The 17,395-nt window shown below is 46.9% G+C and carries 15 protein-coding genes; 9 read left to right on the top strand and 6 right to left on the bottom strand.

Features of this window, described 5'->3' with window-relative positions:
- Positions 1-272 precede the first annotated feature (272 nt).
- The 3 genes from ACPV3A_RS09200 to ACPV3A_RS09190 form a co-directional block, all read right to left on the bottom strand.
- Entirely contained in the window at positions 273-911 is a 639-nt protein-coding gene (locus ACPV3A_RS09200; protein ID WP_426199128.1) for a zeta toxin family protein, read from the bottom strand.
- Complete coding sequence (locus ACPV3A_RS09195; RefSeq protein ID WP_426199126.1) at positions 908-1,102, bottom strand: hypothetical protein; 195 nt, start codon at positions 1,100-1,102, stop codon at positions 908-910. Before ACPV3A_RS09195 ends, ACPV3A_RS09200 begins: the two co-directional genes overlap by 4 nt.
- A 114-nt stretch (positions 1,103-1,216) precedes the next feature.
- Positions 1,217-1,870: a recombinase family protein gene (locus ACPV3A_RS09190; protein ID WP_426199124.1), complete on the bottom strand. Its 654-nt coding sequence runs from the start codon at positions 1,868-1,870 to the stop codon at positions 1,217-1,219.
- 232 nt (positions 1,871-2,102) lie between these two features.
- Here ACPV3A_RS09190 and ACPV3A_RS09185 point away from each other — a divergent pair, with 232 nt between their 5' ends.
- The 3 genes from ACPV3A_RS09185 (at position 2,103) to ACPV3A_RS09175 (ending at position 5,229) form a co-directional block, all read left to right on the top strand.
- Positions 2,103-2,909, top strand: coding sequence for a class I SAM-dependent methyltransferase (locus tag ACPV3A_RS09185; protein WP_426199122.1), 807 nt, complete (start codon positions 2,103-2,105; stop codon positions 2,907-2,909).
- Between the two features lie 48 nt (positions 2,910-2,957).
- Entirely contained in the window at positions 2,958-3,191 is a 234-nt protein-coding gene (locus tag ACPV3A_RS09180; RefSeq protein WP_426199120.1) for a DNA recombinase, read from the top strand.
- 433 nt (positions 3,192-3,624) lie between these two features.
- Entirely contained in the window at positions 3,625-5,229 is a 1,605-nt protein-coding gene (locus tag ACPV3A_RS09175) for a hypothetical protein (RefSeq protein ID WP_426199118.1), read from the top strand.
- Between the two features lie 353 nt (positions 5,230-5,582).
- On the opposite strand, the gene lepB is transcribed toward ACPV3A_RS09175, so the two are convergent.
- The 3 genes from lepB to ACPV3A_RS09160 all read right to left on the bottom strand — a co-directional run bounded on the left by lepB (position 5,583) and on the right by ACPV3A_RS09160 (position 7,261).
- Positions 5,583-6,230, bottom strand: a complete 648-nt coding sequence (gene lepB / locus ACPV3A_RS09170) for a signal peptidase I (protein WP_426199116.1) — start codon at positions 6,228-6,230, stop codon at positions 5,583-5,585.
- A gap of 73 nt (positions 6,231-6,303) precedes the next feature.
- Positions 6,304-7,002: a hypothetical protein gene (locus ACPV3A_RS09165; RefSeq protein ID WP_426199114.1), complete on the bottom strand. Its 699-nt coding sequence runs from the start codon at positions 7,000-7,002 to the stop codon at positions 6,304-6,306.
- 22 nt (positions 7,003-7,024) lie between these two features.
- Positions 7,025-7,261, bottom strand: coding sequence for a hypothetical protein (locus ACPV3A_RS09160; RefSeq protein WP_426199112.1), 237 nt, complete (start codon positions 7,259-7,261; stop codon positions 7,025-7,027).
- A 728-nt stretch (positions 7,262-7,989) separates the two neighbouring features.
- Here ACPV3A_RS09160 and ACPV3A_RS09155 point away from each other — a divergent pair.
- The 6 genes from ACPV3A_RS09155 to ACPV3A_RS09130 all read left to right on the top strand — a co-directional run bounded on the left by ACPV3A_RS09155 (position 7,990) and on the right by ACPV3A_RS09130 (position 17,239).
- Positions 7,990-10,215, top strand: coding sequence for an AraC family transcriptional regulator (locus ACPV3A_RS09155; RefSeq protein WP_426199110.1), 2,226 nt, complete (start codon positions 7,990-7,992; stop codon positions 10,213-10,215).
- 174 nt (positions 10,216-10,389) lie between these two features.
- Entirely contained in the window at positions 10,390-11,325 is a 936-nt protein-coding gene (locus tag ACPV3A_RS09150; RefSeq protein WP_071219226.1) for an ABC transporter permease, read from the top strand.
- Between the two features lie 184 nt (positions 11,326-11,509).
- The gene (locus ACPV3A_RS09145; RefSeq protein ID WP_220687535.1) at positions 11,510-12,376 is read left to right on the top strand and encodes a carbohydrate ABC transporter permease; all 867 of its coding nucleotides are present in this window, start codon (positions 11,510-11,512) and stop codon (positions 12,374-12,376) included.
- Positions 12,377-12,481: 105 nt separating this feature from the next.
- On the top strand, positions 12,482-14,026 hold the full coding sequence (locus ACPV3A_RS09140) for an extracellular solute-binding protein (protein ID WP_426199107.1): 1,545 nt from the start codon (positions 12,482-12,484) through the stop codon (positions 14,024-14,026).
- A 43-nt stretch (positions 14,027-14,069) separates the two neighbouring features.
- Complete coding sequence (locus ACPV3A_RS09135) at positions 14,070-14,258, top strand: hypothetical protein (protein ID WP_216534986.1); 189 nt, start codon at positions 14,070-14,072, stop codon at positions 14,256-14,258.
- Between the two features lie 80 nt (positions 14,259-14,338).
- Positions 14,339-17,239 (top strand): DUF4855 domain-containing protein, encoded by a 2,901-nt coding sequence (locus ACPV3A_RS09130; RefSeq protein WP_426199105.1) that lies wholly within the window; start codon positions 14,339-14,341, stop codon positions 17,237-17,239.
- The last annotated feature ends 156 nt before the right edge of the window (positions 17,240-17,395 follow it).

Genomic DNA, 17,395 nt, shown 5'->3' with positions numbered 1-17,395 from the left:
AAGAAAAGAAATAGATGATTTAATGAACGAGTTGTTTGAGGATTAATTCTGAACGGGTTATCAAGTTAAGTATGATAACTCTTCCATGGAAAATTTAAGAGTATTCATAAGAAGTTCGTAGGAAAGATACCAAACTAAACAAGCAGGGACTTGAACAACTTCAGCTCAAGCCCCTGCTTGTTTTTTTATGTTTTCAATTGACCGGTGAAGACCAAGACGCCGTTTTGTTCCGCGAGGTATATGATGGAGAGGAAAGAACGATATGATAAAAACTATCTCTCTAATTCTCTTCCTTTATCCTGCTTTTCAATTGTAGGCATTTGATTCTGAACCTTTTCATTCTCCCTGTCTTTTAAAAAAGAGCGTTTAACCCATTCAGGAATATCTTTAGATATCGTCTGAACTCTCCCTTTATCGACTTCCAAAACCAACCTAAATTTTGATGTGTTATCAAATACAAAGGAACGGTCTGCCAACTTCATCGCCTCGGGTAGATTCCCAATGGATCGATCATATCGTCTCCGGATATCCTCCTCCGGAATATCATGTCCACCCTGTTCCACTCTCATTTTCACCCGTTGGATATGGTATTCAACATTTTTAAGGCCCACAAAATACAGATTGATTTCAAAACCTGCAGTTTTAGCTTGCTCCATCTGACGTATTGCATTCTTACCGGCAAGTGTCGTTTCAATGGAAAAGCTTTTTCCATCCTGGATACACTGACGCACTCGTTTTATAGCTTCCCTTCCTGCTGAAGGGGAAACTGACTCTGGATGCTGAGGATTAATCGTTCTCGCTATGGCATCTGGATCAATAATTTCGCCAACCCGATTAGCAAGTTGCTCTGTAAGAGTGCTTTTCCCTGCTCCGTTGGTTCCAGCAAAAACCGTCATGACGGGTTTACTCATTTGTATTCAATTTCCTTTTGCTCACCATTCTCGTAAATAATCTGAGTCTTTCTTCCATCAGGATATTCTTTGATCATTTTTTCATTTTCTTCGTATACAATCGCTACTCCATTTTTTTTCGCCTTTTCCCTGGATGACTTTGTAGCCTTTACTAAAGCTTCATTCAACTCTGATATCGTTATACGCTCCATGTTACGCAACCTCCATCTCTGTGTGAACGTCAACTACAGTCCTTCATAAAACGTCAATATATAATTGCTGACCCGTACAATGATTTTTTATTTATATTACCAAATATAATCACCTTAAACACCTAAAAGAAAATGCAAATGATCTTCATACTCTCTTATAATCTTGTAAAAAGTGTTTTTTTTCAGCTCTAGCTTCTTCATAAATTCTACAGCGGATAACTCATTATCTTTCCAGCGCGGATACTCCGCATCTAGGATGCCCTTTTGCCTAGGCGTAAGAGTATTCAGGTTGATCTTCGGACGTCCCAGGTGTTTTCCCTTCTTCTTTGCTTCAGCAATCCCTTCAGCTTGTGCCTGTTTAATCCCTTTACGTTCTTCTTCAGCCAGCCAACTCAGAATCTGAAGGACTAAATCCATAATGAGCTGACCGATCCCTTCCAGGTCTTCATACTTTCTTGTATCAAGAATAGGAATGTCGATCACAACAACGTGTATCTTGGCATCAATCAACCATTGCCACTCTTTTAGGATCTCTTGCTTGTTACGGCCAAACCTATTGATAGACTTAACGAACAAGATATCGCCTTCACGCAAAACACGCTTCAGGAGCTTATATTCAGGCCGGTCGAAATTTTTTCCGCTGGCCTTGTCAATAAATATGTATTCATCCGGAATGCCCTGTTCTCGTAGCACTGTTACCTGTCTATCTTCGTTCTGATCTTTTGTTGATACCCTAGCATATCCATATTCCCTCGTGAATGTCCTCATAGCCGCCCTCCGAAGTTTGTAAAGGTATATTATATATTATAAACGTTTTTAAAATAAAATAAACACCTTTAGGGAGAGTGAAATCTATTTATTTGAAGTGTCCCTAAAGATATACCTTTACGGACAATACTCGCGATGCCCCATTAAGCTACTGGCAGAATAGCTCAACTGAAACCGCTTGAATATTTCCCCGTATTCATAGTAATGGATATTTTCGAGAGGAGCTGTTGGTTTGCCGAAATTACTATTTGACCCAATGAAACATCCCGATTGGATCCCGCCGCAAACGGCTGAGTGGCATGCAAATTTGGCATTGGAAAGCGGCGGATACAAGTACCCCTGGAAATCTGTGTTTGACGAGCCGCGTGCGGAAGTCATTTTTACGGAGAAAATTTCGGCTTTTCTCCATGAGAACGCGAGGGTTTTAGACGTCGGCTGCGGCCACGGTGAATTTACGAAGACGTTTGTCCATAGAGCAAAAGAAATCATGGGAATCGACGTCGATAAGAAATACATAGCAACAGCAAATGAGGGTGCCAGCGAATCTGTAAAATTTCTTGTCGTAGATGCCAACAAGCCATTGCCTTTTTCCGGTGACTCCTTTGACGTCATCTACACAAAGAAAGGTCCATGGCTATTCCACAAGGGAATGGAGGAGGGCCATCGGATTATAAAGCCTGGCGGTACTGCGTTGGGGCTATACCACTGTGGGACGGATGGAGGCCTTAGAAGTTTATTTCCAGGGTTGTATTCACCACATCCAGACAGTTACTTGGAGGATATTACGGCGAAGTTTGAAAGCCAAATGTCCGAAAGCAATCTGGAGCGAATTGAACTGCGGATATTTGAAGAGGTTGAATATCTGTTGACCCCCGAGGATGTACTGATTAAGAAATGTTTTGGCCAGAAGGAATCGCTGAAGAAAATCGTGTGGCAGGAATGCTTAAAAGATGTAGAGGAAATATTTTATCAGCATGCCACTCCAAGAGGTCTACGCGTCGTGAACTATCATGCTTTGATGATCGGAAGGGCAAGATAGCTTACCAATGTGCCTCAACTTACGGAGAACTATAGCTGAATAGACACAATGGCAGTTCGGGCAGGGGTCGTTGCCATTTTCAAAGGCATTGAGGTTGCCCGGGCAAGTGGTGTGACGTTCGGCAGGCCCAAGCAGGGGATTGATGACAGGTTTATCCGCACATACGCACTATGGAAATCAGGCCAGATTACAGCGACGGAGGCTATGAGCCAAACCGGGATGAAAAAGCCCACTTTTTATCGGCGTGTAAAGGAGTACGAGCAGCAGTTGTCGAAAGTGTGACTCTGCGCTTACTGCCCCGACGGGGGCAATTTGTTTGTCTGAAAATTACACCCTGTAATGTGGGAGGGATACCTATCAATACAAAATATATGGCGCGTTTATTGGATATGGTCCTTCCGGAGGACTTTGTACCGGACATGGAAGATGTACTTCCCTTTAAGCAGAGACTTCAAGAAGAACTTTTCCAGCCTTTGACGGTTGCGCATATGAATGGGTTTCTCCGTGAGTTGTCTGAAAAGAAAAAACGCTTCATGTGCAAGTATCTGAAGATTCCGATCCGGATCCATCCTAAACGGGTCTTCCCGGAAGCTGTCTTTTTTAAACATATTCCCCTTTTTTACAGGAACAAGAGGGGAAACAAAAGCTCTTATATGCCATATTATTAACGGTCTTTGACGTATATGAAGATACAGATGAATCACCGGAGGCGCTTTTGTCCTCAGAGGAAAAAAAGGTGAAGACGTATGGTTTCTGGCATTACTATTGGGCGCTTCGGCTATATCCGGAACGTAACGAACAGGTCGAAAAACGATTGGGGGAACTTGCCCTGAATCCGCTGGTGCAAAGTCATCATTCGGTAAGAGATTCCACATCCATGGCCACAACCGATCAAGATAAGATAATGTCAGATCAGGACAAGCAGCTGTTGGCCCTGAAACGGAAACTGGAACGGGAATCAGGGTTTCGTCAGCAGGCTGAGCAAGAACTAAACCGTTTGCGTAAAAAACTGCAACACCAGGAAAAGCTTGCATCCCAGTTCTCTGCGGAGAACAACAAACTCAAGGAATTAGTAACTGAGGTGAAACAGGCTGAGCAGGACAAGCAGCGAGCACTGGAAGAAAAGCGGCTGCACATCAGGAACTTTCAAGAGGAAAGGAGCCGGTTGCTGTCCCAAACTCGATCACTCGAGGGTGAGCTGGCCAGACTACGAGAACAAGCGGCAGCTGCAGAACGTGATCTCAAACAAAGTAAGCTGCGGTTAGCCATCGAGCGAAATAAACCTGAGCATCCCGCGGAGCTTGCCAAGCGGTTAGTGAAGGCCCTGTATGCAGAATCGGAACAACTGTGCCATGGTTTCTATAATAACGGAAGAGAGGGGATTACGCAGCGAAAGGAAATTCGTGCGCTGTTTGACCTTATAGATCTCCTGGAGCAATATCAGCAAGGAGAGGATGAGATCACGACGGAACGTCCAAAGGCACCTGCTGTTATCCATACCCCCAAAACGGAGGTTCAGGAAAATAAAACAGGTGTCAACGGTTCTTTTAACCGCCGGGATCATGGCGGATACATCGTATTAGAAAACGGTGAAACGTTTAATATTACAGAATCGATGGTCTATCATCATAACTTGGAGCATGAAGCGGAGGTACAATGTACTCCTTACCAGGAAAACGGCGTTTCGCTTTACCGCATTGAACTGTTATTGCAGGGGGACGATACCTTTGCCCCCATTCATCAGTTTGACGGGTATGTGGAGCTCGGCGAACATTATACATGGTACTGCGTGGACATCAATAATTCAGAGAATCGCTATCCCCTTCATGAGAAGGATGTTCAGATTCAGCAGCCGGTGGACGGTGATCCGTGTTTATTCAATGTCGCTCTAGGAGGGCACATCGCCCGGTTATCCCGGTTGTATCGGGAAATACCAGATGAGACAGAGAAAGAAGAAAAAACCAAACACCGTATCAAACCGTCGGCTCTGCCGAAAACCCAAACAAAACCGGAGCCTTTTTTGTCTGGCTGTCGTATTGCCATTGTGGGCGGACAGCAAAAATGGTTCGAGACGGTTGTCTCCGAAACCGGGGCTGAACTTATTCATGAGAACGGTGATCATCCGGAACGGACTCACGCCGATTTACGCCGAGCTAATGCCCTATTTTTGCTGCTTACTGCAACTTCCCACCGGGCAACGTGGAGTTGTATCGAAATTGCTAAACAACAACGTATTCCTCATTTTGTGATTCAAGGTTCGAAGTCAAATTTGCGATCGCTCCTATGGGAGCACAGAGAAACGATATTACGAAGGCAATAGAGGTGGGGGAAACCGACGGACATTACGAAAAAGAATTGTAATGGACGACTTTGAAAGATGATGGAGGAACAGCTTTTAAGTTTGCTTGCTTATGTGGCCAGCGGCAGGTTGAAGGTCTTGATGTTGATGAAGCAAAGTATGAATTCCAGCCATGTGACAATGGTCATCCAGAAGCCAAATATCGTTCCCTGCCGTCTCACATGATTACTTAACTTATATCGTTAAAAAAATGCCGGAGGCAAAATAATAAATGGAAAAGGGGATAGTTTCATTGTAAATAAGAACACATGTCAAACCGTAAGGGCAACCTACGTTGTCTATAAGACTGATGAATTTGAGATTTTCTTTCTTGCTTACTTAGCTTCCTTTGTGACACCCAGTACTTTACCTTGAATATTTTCATATGGTACCGGACCGAAATGACGACTGTCTACACTTCGTCCCCAATTATCACCAATCACGAAAATATGATTTTTAGGAATTTTCATTTTTGGGATACTCTGATTAAAAAAGTCCATTTCCTCTTGTGATAATTCAAAATTAGGATTATCCTCTTTTTCTTTTTCAATATAAACATTTTTTGTAAAGCCATATTTCGATACTTCTCCAAAGAAATAATCTAATTTCTTATTATTTACAAGAATTTTCCCTTTCTTGATTTCAATACTATCTCCAGGATTGGCAATAACTCTGGATATATTATAATCAGCCAGCTTAAAATCTGGGTTACCTGGAAATCCTTCGAATTCTGGGGGTTGAAAATATACGATATCACCTGGTTTCAATGTTTTATTATCAATTACGGTATCAACTACTAATGATCCATCTTCGATAAAATGATACTCAGATCTCGTTCTGCTCATATTGTCAATCTTATAATCAATAAACTTTAAAACTTTAGGTTTTTCTGAAACGTTAATGTTTTCAAGAGTATTCTTATTTGTAGTACAGCCTGTTATTGACAAAATTAAAACCATCAAGAGCAGTAATTTAATTTTCATACGAATACCTCCTGCTGTAATATTAGATATAAATTATAATATGCACTCAATTACTGAGTGCATATCTAAAAAATTATTTCAATTGAAACTTGGGAACATTTGTTGGAACAGAAAGCAAGGAGAGATTAAACTCAACATCAGATTTATACTCATTAATTATTAATGAATGGGTAACTTTATCGTCACGACTATAAATACTACTCAATACAATATTTCTATCTTTATCTAACGTGATTTCTGTCTTCGTCTTTGCTTGACCTTCCAATTCATTTTTTTCGAGATGCGAAATGTCTCCTGTACTTTTTTGATTAATCGATAAAATACCATTTTTTATATCCGATTTTATTCTCTCTGTAACTGTTTCACTTAAAAACAGATGAGGAATCGGATTTACATTCTCATTTGAATAATCTCTTACCACAATATCATTTGTCATTTTATTATACTGATATAAAATGTATCCGTCCCAAATTTCATAATTCCCGGCGTAGGGCCCTTCGATCACATCGAATCGGTAATGGCCCTGTTTATTAAACCACACTTCGTATTTAGATGTAACATACTTCCCTTTGATTTGTTGCTGTACAGCTTCTTCCCCCTCATCAGTTAAAAGCATTACCGGGGGCTCTTCTTGCCAGTATGTCTCAGTGAATGCAATATATTTTGATTCCGAATTAGCAGCGTTACTTTCAGAAGCAGATGAATATGGCGCTAGCAATACAAAGATCATTAAAGAAACCATTGGCAAAATAAAGTATCTCATAGATTTCATTTATCTCTTATCCTCCTTTGTGTTAAAAATCCACACGATTTCTCATTGGATGCCATAATTGTGCATTAGACCCGTTCGGGTTTTTTAGTTGGTAATAGTAGTAAAACCAAACCATATTATTTTTCTGTGGAACATTTACATCAGGATTAAATTGTTGCCAGGTGTGTCCAGTATTTCTATTATTACGATAGCTATTATTTTCATAAACGACATTTGCTGCACTTCCATAAACGGTTAACAAGAGAATTTTTCTATTCATAAATACCCTCCTGATTCAAATCATTTCGAGGCGACGTTCATTGCCAGTGGAGAACCCGGTAATAGTCAGTGGTTTGTAGACAGTGCACAATCTCGTTTAAGCCGTGCTATTGGACTAAGCACACCTGTTCGACAATTTCTAAGCGTCCAGGCTTCCGGGTTATAAATGCGAACGATAAGAAGATCTTTACAGCCGCAGCGAGTTCAAGCTAATTTGTAGCTGCGAAAGTTGAGTTAATAACAAGCATTATTTCTACAATCAATTGGAGTTTACGGTAGTAGTTATTAGCCTCCTCGTGATCATACTCTTTTTTGCCAGGTTGTTAGCTAGAATAAAAGAAAATCTGCGGCCTTGATTTTGAGCCCGACGTCGCTGCCCCATCTGCTCGGCCGCTTGCTTTTATCGTTTTCTCTTAGTTCCGCAATAGAAGCGAATGGATGACAACTGCTGCTTCTCGTCCTTGCGTTTGTATGGGACACATCCCATTCCGGTCCACAGGCAGATGAGTGGACCGCACTTCAAGGCCCAGTTTGTGAGTACCTTATGCGGGTTGACGGACAACAGATCCCTCATTCCTTGGGTTGAACAAGTAGGTGCTGCAGCGCGAATCCGGAGAAATAGAACTTGACGGACAAATGAGAACTAGGCAAACGGAAAAGGGGTGCATTATGATAGGACATATTGGTCGTAAGAGAACTCCTAAAGACGAAGGGGGACAGGGGGATACTATGTTCAGATCGACATCCTGGCGCATTTTTGTGATAAGCGGCATCTTTTTTGCAATTACAATCATACCGTTCTCGTTGTTTCTAGCCAACCGATTTTCTCATTTCGCTTACTCCCAGGTGGGGACGTTTAATCAGGACCGCATCGACGAAATGGCAGAGCGGGTCGAGTACATCCTGGCTAAGTTAAAATGGTACAGCCTGACCATGTACGAAGATCGAACCGTGCAGAATTGGATGTATGCTTCCGCCGACAATCTGCTGCAAAATGCCAGCACGATGGGAGTGTTATCTAAATATTTATCTCACGAGCCTTATATTGAAACCGCTTACTTATTTAGCTTCCGTAAACATGAGGTGATCGACTCCAAAGTCGGATTGCTTTCGTTCGAGGAATTTGCCGATCAGCCGATGCTGAAGCGGATTGAGCGTACGCCAGGGACCTTCCTTCGTTATTTTGATCATCAGATAGGAAACAACACGTATTTGGCGCTTCAGCTTCCTTCGGCTCCTGTGCAGAAAAACCGCGACGGGTATCTTGTCGTCCTGTTTGACAAGAAAGAGCTGCAGAAGCATTTGATTTCAGGCGACGGAAGGGCTGATACACTGCTTTCCATTGTGGATGATCGAGGAAGGTTGATTCTGGGGGAACGGGATGAGCATCTCGAGGAGACCATGGATAGCATCCAGCCGGGACGGAAGGGTGGTTCATTTGAGCTGAGCCATACGGGAGGGAAAGCATTCGTCAATTATGCGCGGATGGAATCGCCGGAGTGGACTATTATATCTGTCACTGAAATGAAGCAATTCCGCGAAAAGGCCGGGGCGTTCAAAACAGTCATCATCGCCTGTTCGCTCTTACTGCTCGCGGCGCTGCTTCTGGTCGCCTATTGGAATTCGCGCCGTTTCGTCGGGCCATTCCGCCGGCTGGCGGATCAACTGCAGCGGAAGCTTGGCGTGAAGGGGGAGAACGATTACGGCGTTATCGAGCAGGGCGTTGTTATGCTTCGCGATCATTATCCAGTGATCAAGACCGAATATTTGCGGCAATGGCTGCTGCAGGGCAGGCTGACCGAAGGCGCCAGAGCGGCGGTTGCGCGCGAATCGTGCCTGCTTGATTATGAGTGGCTTCGGTTGGCTGTGATCAAGATTGATTCCTATTACGAAATTTCCGAGCAGTACGATTTTGTCTCTCGCAAGCTGCTCAAATATGCAATCGGTAATATCGCAGAGGAGCTGCTCGGCACAGCTGAACGGCCGATCGAGGTGGTCGATTTTGGAACCGACCATTTGGTCGTGCTGGTTGGCACGGCCAGTTCCCTCCCTGATCCCGAGTTGACCAAAGAGCTCAAGGAGCTTAGCCGTCAAGTCAGCCGTTACGTAAAGCTGGACGTGACGATCGCCGAAAGCGAAGCGCGGCGCGTACATGACGATTTACGCAAAGTATACGACGATATGAACGAACTGACATTATTCAAGTTTGTCAGCGGTGATGACAAAATCTACGTCGAACAAGACTTTGAACGGTATGCCGATTTACAGGCGCCGATCGACTCCGCCGTGCATGAAAGCTTGATCCAGACGATTCGAAGCGGCAAAGAGGAGAAGGTGCTGGCCATGCTGGACGAGGTGTTCACGCGCCTTAAGACGATGAAATATACCGAGTGTCAATTCCAACTGAAGCTGCTTCTGTTTGCGATCGTCAAGTCGTTCAGCAAAGTGATGTCTATCCAGAGTGTTGAAGGGATTGAGCGCCACTTGAGGCAGTTCGCCACGCTTACTGATGTTCATGGATGGTTGAAGGAAGAAATCGGGCGGATTATCCGGCAGCTTAGCGATCAAAAGGGATTCAATCGCAAGGAAAAGCTGGTGAGGGAAATCATCGAGTACGTCCGTTATCATACCCATGACCCGATGCTGTCGGTAGACGATATCGCTGACCATATCGCTTTGTCGGCCAAATACGTCCGGCAGCTGTTTCACGAACATTATGGCATGCCTCTATCGAATTTCATCTTGAACGAGCGGCTCGGGAAGGTTAAGGAACTGCTGGAGCAGACCAGCATGCAGATCACCGAAATTGCAGAGCAGTCCGGTTTTCAGACGAAAAGCCACTTTTTCACTGCATTTAAAAAAGCGACCGGTATGACGCCAAGCCAATACCGCGATAGCAAGGCGAGCGAGCGGATGGAGCGGACGCGGCAGATAGCCGGGAACTCTGCGAATTAGAAAGGTCAACGGGCGATTGAGAACCGGCCAGACCAATAACAACCGGCCGAACGCTTGCGAATCGGCCGCGCGAGAACCGAATCCGGCCAATGAGAACTAGGCAAGCAGCAGCCGTGAATGCTACGATGGCTCCGTTCGAATCCTGCAAGCCGCACAAGAAAGGAGGGACGCTTTTTGGAGCGACGTAGAAGGTTCGGCGGGTCGTTTGTGCACGAGCTGTCGCGGAACCGGTATTTATACTTGCTGGCGCTGCCCGGCATTGCGTTTCTGGTCGTATTTGCGTATATGCCCATGGCTGGGCATCTGCTCGCCTTCCAGGATTACCGGCTATCCGATGGAATATGGGGGAGCGAATGGGTCGGATTTAAGAACTTTGAGTTTTTCTTCAATGGGAAAGACTGGCTGCGAGTGACGCTGAATACCGTTTTCCTGAATGCACTGTTTCTCGTAACGGGTCTCGGCAGCGCGGTCGTGCTGGCTATCTTTCTGAACGAAATCCGAAACAGGCTGTTCAAGCGAATCACGCAATCGTTCATTTTTTTACCGTATTTCATTTCTTGGCTTGTCGTCAGCATGATGACGTTGACGCTATTCAGCACATCCGAGGGGCTCATTAACCGCGCGCTTGCCGCCCTTGGCTACGAGGGAGTGGACTGGTATTTGACGCCTGGCGTATGGCCGTATATCTTAACCGTCATTAGCGCCTGGAAGATTGCCGGCTATAATTCCATTATTTTTTTGGCCGTCATTACGGGCATCTCCTCGGAATATTACGAGAGCGCCCGAATAGAAGGCGCGAGCCGGATGCAGCAGATGCTCTACATAACGCTGCCGTTGATGCGGCCGACCGTGATGATATTGGCGCTGCTTGGGATTGGCCGTATTTTCTACGGTGATTTCGGCATGATTTACGCAATCATCGGAGATAACGGCATACTCTTTCCAACGACAGATGTCATCGATACGTATGCGTTTCGTGCGCTGAGGCAGCTGGGGAATTTCAGCATGTCCGCTGCCGTTGTCGTGTACCAGTCCTGCATGGGGCTTGTCACAATTCTGATCTTCAATGCGATCGCGCGCAAGGTGGACGCGGATTCAAGACTATTCTAAAGGAAGGTTGGGCGAGTTGGCATGAGGCCGGATTCGGGCTTTTCGATCGCTGTTGTTCCCGAATCGTTATGATCGTATAAGCTCGTTAAGCGGATACGATTCGGGAACAAAGGCGACCACTTGCGTTTCACCAGCTCCGAACCGGCCCTTTGCCTCAGTCCCAACCAGTTAAGGTGTGATCGAAGTGAGAGAACGGTTGTTTCTTGTTTTGATGTACGCAGTGCTGGGCGCTTTTGCGCTGTTTTGCTTCATTCCGTTCTGGATTGTGTTCATCAACTCGTTCGCCGATGAATCGCTTCTGCAGACGGCGGGGTACCAGTTGCTGCCGAGCAAATTCAGCCTCCATGCGTACAAATTTTTGCTTTCCGGCAAGCAGGTGTTTCTAAGCTATGGCATTACGATTATCGTGACGATCGCCGGCACGGCGCTGGGCGTCCTCTTGACAGCTGCCTATGCATACACGCTGAGCCACCGGAAAGTGAAGTACCGCCATATTTTATCGTTTCTAACCTTCCTGACGATGCTGTTCGGCGCTGGACTTGTCGGCTTTTACATGCTGATCGCCAACTGGCTGCATCTGAAAGACTCGGTGTGGGCGCTCATTTTGCCCTATCTGCTCAATCCGTTCTATGCCTTCATTCTTGTCTCTTACTACCGGACGCTGCCGTATGAATTGAATGAAGCTGCGACTGTGGACGGCGCCAATGATCTCTATATTTTCTTTCGCATCATCTGGCCGATTTCGCTGCCTGTTATCGCCACGGTGAGCCTGTTTTACGCGCTGCAATATTGGAACGACTGGTACTTGTCATTGCTGTTTATCGACAATCACAAAATGCTGCCGCTGCAGATGATGATCCGCCAGCTTATGTCCAATTTGAATGTTATGGCTTATGTGAGCGGGAGCCAGACGCAGTACAACGTCGTCGTGCCGACCTATGGCATGCAGCTGGCGATCGTCTGCGTTACCATCGGCCCGATCGTGTTCGTCTATCCCTTCATCCAGCGCTTCTTTATTAAAGGTTTGACGCTTGGTTCGGTAAAAGGGTAGAGCGGCAAACGTGAAGGCGTTTGGCCGGTTTGAGCTTCAATCGCTGCAGATTATGAACCGGCTCATCTGCCTATTTTCTCTATTATTGATTCAGGGGGAATGACTATGAAAAAGCTATTGCCCATCGTGCTCGTGTTATTGATCGCGCTCATCGCGATTGCAGGTTGTTCGGGCAAGAACGAAGGGGAAGGGAAGGCGCCCGGACCGTCGGGTCAAACCGGAGACAGCGTCAGCGGTGACGCCAAACTTGAAGAGGTGAAGCTGAAAATCATGATCCCCGGCGATCGGCCGCCGGATATGGATTTGGTCATCGCTGAAGCAGAGAAGCGAATGAAGGATACGATCAACGTCAAACTCGACGTCGTCTTCGTACCCTGGTCCGATCTGGCTCAAAAGACACAGGTGACGCTTGCTTCCGGCGAAAACATCGATCTCATCTTCGATGCGCCATGGCTGCATATCAACCAAATGATCGCTAACGGATTCTATGAGCCACTGGACGACCTGTTGACCCAGTACGGCCAAACGGTGCTCGAGAAACGGCCGCAGCAAATGTGGGACTACAACAAATACGGCGGCAAAATTATGGCCGTTCCGCTCGGCGTCAGCTACATGTCCGGCAATTCCTACATGGTGCGCAAAGATATTCGCGAGAAGCTCGGCGTACCGCCGATTAAAACCTATGAAGATTTGATCGCTTTCGCCTACAAGGTGAAAGAGCAGGAGAAAGGCATCATCCCGATGACCGCAGGCTCCGGCACTTATTCATTTGTCGCTCACCATGCGCTGAACGATTACGAAACCCATGTCAGACCGACCCACGCCCTGGGCAACAGCCTAATGCTCTATTACAAGAACAATGACGGCAAAGTTTACAATTTGCTGGAGGATCGGGAGCCGATCGAAACTTGGCTGGCGAACACGCGCAAATGGTTTACTGACGGCCTGATTTTCAAGGACATTTTGACGACAAAAGATTTTCATCAGCCGATCTCGGCAGGCAAAGTGGCAATCGTCACGAACGGCGCGTTCGGCATCGGCGATTCCCTCAAGAACACGTTAAAGAACAATGTGCCGGACAGCGAGCTGGAGACGGTCACCTTCTTTAATCCGGAGAAGGGCGCGAACATCACCGATTTCAAACAGTGGAACTTTCTGGCCGTTCCGAAGGTAAGCAAGAATAAGGAGCGGGCGATTATGTTCCTGAACTGGGCGAATGAGAAGGAGAACTACGACCTGCTTTCTTACGGAATCGAAGGGAAGCATTGGGAAGCGGTAGGAGAAGACAAAATGAAAACCCTGGATACAGCTGGCTACTCTGCATTCGGCTATGTTTGGCTGTGGAATCCCGTCGATGAGCGCAGTGATGTGAAGGGCGAGAATGAGGAGTTGAACGCTGTGCTTAAGGATGCCGACATGTTCACGACCGATATTTTGGCCGGCTTCGAATTTGACAGTACCCCAGTGCAAAACGAGGTCAGCCAGTACAATACGGTTGATGGGCAATACTACACGGCGCTGTTCAACGGGGTTATCGATCCGGACGAGACATTGAAGAAATTTGAAGCGGAAGCCGGCCCTGCCCTCAAAAAAATTCAGCAGGAACTGCAAAAGCAGATTGATGAGTTCCTGGCGGCAAAGGCGAAGTAGACCAGAATCACCTGAATACTGATAAACCGAAGTTTGCTTATCCATGCCTAAGAATCGCCCGAAGTGCGGAGTGTTTGGCAGCGCTGCACTACTGCTGTTGCCCACTGGAAACTCCGCGCCGCTGGCGGTACTGGACGCGGCGGTGACGGCTTCCTCTTTCGGAGGAAGCCGATCTTATACGCTTTGCTGCTTGCTTATACCAGATTTCGCGAAAGGGGGGATCAAAATTTAGCGTTCAACCGGAACAGAAATAAGGGTTTAAAGGTTCTTGATATTTCTGTACTCGAGAATAAAGAAGAGGAGTTGGCCTTGATGAATTTGAATAAAAAATGGGTATCCGGATTATTGGCAGCCGTATTGCTAATGGCTCCAGTCTCTGCGGTGCAGGCGAAATCGCTTGTCCCGGATGTGACTGTTCTGCAGGAGGTGGATGCAGAACAGATGGAAACAGGGAATGATTCAGGTAATCCACAGGTCGAACTGGATCCATTGACGGATACCGGTGAACCGAAAGCGGAACAAGCACCACAAGCAATAGACGAAAATCAAGCGGCAGCATCATCGGCAGTGAAGGAGGCGCAATTCCGCAATCTCGCGGCAGACCTTCCGTATGAATGGTCTGAAGCTCCGGAAGCTTCGCATCCCGATGACGGATACAAGCTTACGGACGGAAAATACGGCGCATTGGATATGAACGACCCGGCATGGGTAGGACATCTGCGCGGAAAGGCTCGCGAAGTTGTGTTCGATCTCGGTGAGGAAAAGTCAATTGGAAAGATCACGGCTAATTTCTTTCAAGATTATCCGGCGAATTCGATTCTCGTGCCGCTGTCGGTATCGATGTATGTCTCCGACGATAAGGAAAATTGGGGGCTGCTTTCCCATAACGCTACGCAGCTTCTGTGGGGAGAAGGACCGCCCAGACAGGAGACCTTTGAATGGGATGGCAGCCGGGATGGAATCAAAGGCGGGAATACGGAAGGCAAGCTGGCTTATGCCCGTTATGTGAAGGTGACCTTTTATATGCATCCTACACAGTGGGAATATATTGACGAAATCGAAATTATGGGTATGGACGGCAAGATTGAAGGGGCGGTAAAGGTTCCTGCCGAGCAGCCTCGTTTTTTGGAGCCGGGGGAAGCTACGGCCGGGATCCGGAATCTGAATCTGTTTTATAACGGACAATACGCGAATGGTTTGGGCGATTGGAAGAAGGAACGGATTATCCCTAATATCAGTTATGTAAATAAAGACGGCGAGCCGGTCGATTGGCTTTATGACGGCGTTCTATATCTCGGGATTGCTTCGCCTGCCGGTCGCGATTTCGGTCAGGGACAAACGAACCTGGACGATTGGAAATGGTATTTGGATAAAACATTTGCAGCCACGGGCGATATGCAGCAGTTGAATGAGGCTGCCAAGGAAGTTGGGGCCAAGCTGAAACAGCCCGATCATCAAGTCAAGGTTGTGTTAATGATTCCGAATCCAGGGGAATCCTTAACCGATTTTGGCGACATTGACGGTAGCGGTTCCTTAAATTTCAACGACTCCGTCGTAGGCAAAGAAAAAGCGTCTGAAAACAGAGGAAAAGCGGTGCAGTGGTGGCTGGACCAGACCCGGCAAAGATGGCAGGCTGCCAACTACTCGAATCTTGAGCTTGTCGGCATGTACTGGATGCCGGAACAAATCGACATATCCGAATCGGGACCGGACATAGCTCGCATGGTGTCGGATAAAGTGCACGCCATGAACATGAAGGTTTTCTGGATTCCACACTCCTATGCTTACAAAATGTTTATGTGGAAAGACGTAGGGTTCGATGCCGCGGCGCTTCAGCCTAACTATTTCTTCGGCGGAATGGATTCCGACCGTCTGGACGATGCTACGGATACTGCAAAGCGATACGGAATGGGGAACGAAGTTGAATTTGATGACGGAATGCTGACAGATCCCGTACTTCGTCAGCGTTTTGTCGAATACTTGGACAGCGGCGTCAGATCCGGTCTGATGCAAAATGGCTTCAGAGCTCACTATCAAGGCAATAATGCTGTATACAACTTGGGCGTAAGCAAGGATCCGAATTTGCGTTTAATGTATGACTGGCTGTATCAGTATTTGAACGGAACGTACGCCATCGACAGCAGCCCGGCGCCGGAGACGATGACGGAGCTTGTACAGCGTTATGTCGCGTCGAACGAAATCAATTCGGCTTTTGGCAATGAGTTGTTGTATCGATTGCAGACCATTAAGCTTCTTCTGGACGATAACAAGCCGAAGGATGCCGTAACGTATATGCAGGATTTTCTCGCGCACATTCACGACCCGGCCGTCCAAGCGCAAGGGTTGATTTCGGCCACGGCAGCATCGCAGCTTGATACCTACGCCCGAGTTCTCATTCAAACCTGGTCTGACGGCCGGGGGCTCAGCAATCTGGTTCTTGGCCAAAGCTATACGATTTCGCAGCCGCCTAACAGCAGCTATCCCGATTCCGGGAACGAACTTACGGACGGCCGATTCGGCGGGACGGATTACCGCACCGAGCAGTGGCAGGCCCATGCGGGAAGCGATTACCCTGACGAACGAAGCCGCACCATCACATTTGATTTGGGCAGCAACAAATCGATCGGGGCAATTAGAGCCCATTTTCTTCAGGATAAAGGACCTGGCATCTATTTTCCTCAGAACGTCGCTTTTTCCGTTTCATCTGACGGCGAATCCTGGAGCACGCTGGCAACCGTTTCTCCGCCACCGGCACAGGATGCTGCCTCGGCCGAGTTCGTGGGTTGGAGCGGAATAACAGATGGCGTGCCGGGGAAAGCGGGAGCCGATAAAGTGTCTGCCCGCTACGTTAAAGTCGAATTCCCGGTCAACGTCTGGGTCTTCCTGGATGAAATCGAAGTTCTCGGCATTGACGGCCCGGCGGGGGGTGGCATTGCAATCGACGGCGCAAGAGCCATGGTGGATGCCGCTGCGAAGAAATTGACGATTGACGGTCTGGTCGTGAACGGCAGCCAGTCCCAAGTGAATTTGAAAATAGTCGATTCGAAAGGGAAGGTTCGCTACGAAGGCCAGACGACCAGTACAGAAACGGGAAGTTTCGAATTCATGATTAAGCTTACTGGCAATTTAAAGGGAACCTGCGACGCCTATCTCTCTATGGAAGGAATGTCGGCCCCCGTTAAGATTTCATTCGAATACAACAAAAAGGACTGACGAGTTATTCCGGCACGAGCTCAGATTTCGATGGCATGTGGCCTGATTTCCTAGAAGTAGGATGAAGGCATTTCATGACAAAATTCTGAAGTGCCACACTGATGCATAATAACTAATGCTTCGTAAAAAATGCCATGGTCGCAGCGCGAGATTTCC

It is taken from the genome of Paenibacillus sp. Dod16 (assembly GCF_049893405.1).
GTDB lineage: Bacteria > Bacillota > Bacilli > Paenibacillales > Paenibacillaceae > Paenibacillus_AQ.
The sequence above is the reverse complement of the archived record's forward strand: the minus strand, read 5'-3'. Positions and strand labels throughout refer to the sequence as shown.

What these genes read in the sequence shown, in the direction of transcription:
- ACPV3A_RS09200 (WP_426199128.1), bottom strand. Translation starts at nt 911, where the DNA reads ATGAGTAAACCCGTCATGACGGTTTTTGCTGGAACCAACGGAGCAGGG.
- ACPV3A_RS09195 (WP_426199126.1), bottom strand. Translation starts at nt 1,102, where the DNA reads ATGGAGCGTATAACGATATCAGAGTTGAATGAAGCTTTAGTAAAGGCT.
- ACPV3A_RS09190 (WP_426199124.1), bottom strand. Translation starts at nt 1,870, where the DNA reads ATGAGGACATTCACGAGGGAATATGGATATGCTAGGGTATCAACAAAA.
- ACPV3A_RS09180 (WP_426199120.1), top strand. Translation starts at nt 2,958, where the DNA reads ATGGCAGTTCGGGCAGGGGTCGTTGCCATTTTCAAAGGCATTGAGGTT.
- lepB (WP_426199116.1), bottom strand. Translation starts at nt 6,230, where the DNA reads ATGAAAATTAAATTACTGCTCTTGATGGTTTTAATTTTGTCAATAACA.
- ACPV3A_RS09165 (WP_426199114.1), bottom strand. Translation starts at nt 7,002, where the DNA reads ATGAAATCTATGAGATACTTTATTTTGCCAATGGTTTCTTTAATGATC.
- ACPV3A_RS09160 (WP_426199112.1), bottom strand. Translation starts at nt 7,261, where the DNA reads ATGAATAGAAAAATTCTCTTGTTAACCGTTTATGGAAGTGCAGCAAAT.
- ACPV3A_RS09155 (WP_426199110.1), top strand. Translation starts at nt 7,990, where the DNA reads ATGTTCAGATCGACATCCTGGCGCATTTTTGTGATAAGCGGCATCTTT.
- ACPV3A_RS09140 (WP_426199107.1), top strand. Translation starts at nt 12,482, where the DNA reads ATGAAAAAGCTATTGCCCATCGTGCTCGTGTTATTGATCGCGCTCATC.
- ACPV3A_RS09135 (WP_216534986.1), top strand. Translation starts at nt 14,070, where the DNA reads ATGCCTAAGAATCGCCCGAAGTGCGGAGTGTTTGGCAGCGCTGCACTA.
- ACPV3A_RS09130 (WP_426199105.1), top strand. Translation starts at nt 14,339, where the DNA reads ATGAATTTGAATAAAAAATGGGTATCCGGATTATTGGCAGCCGTATTG.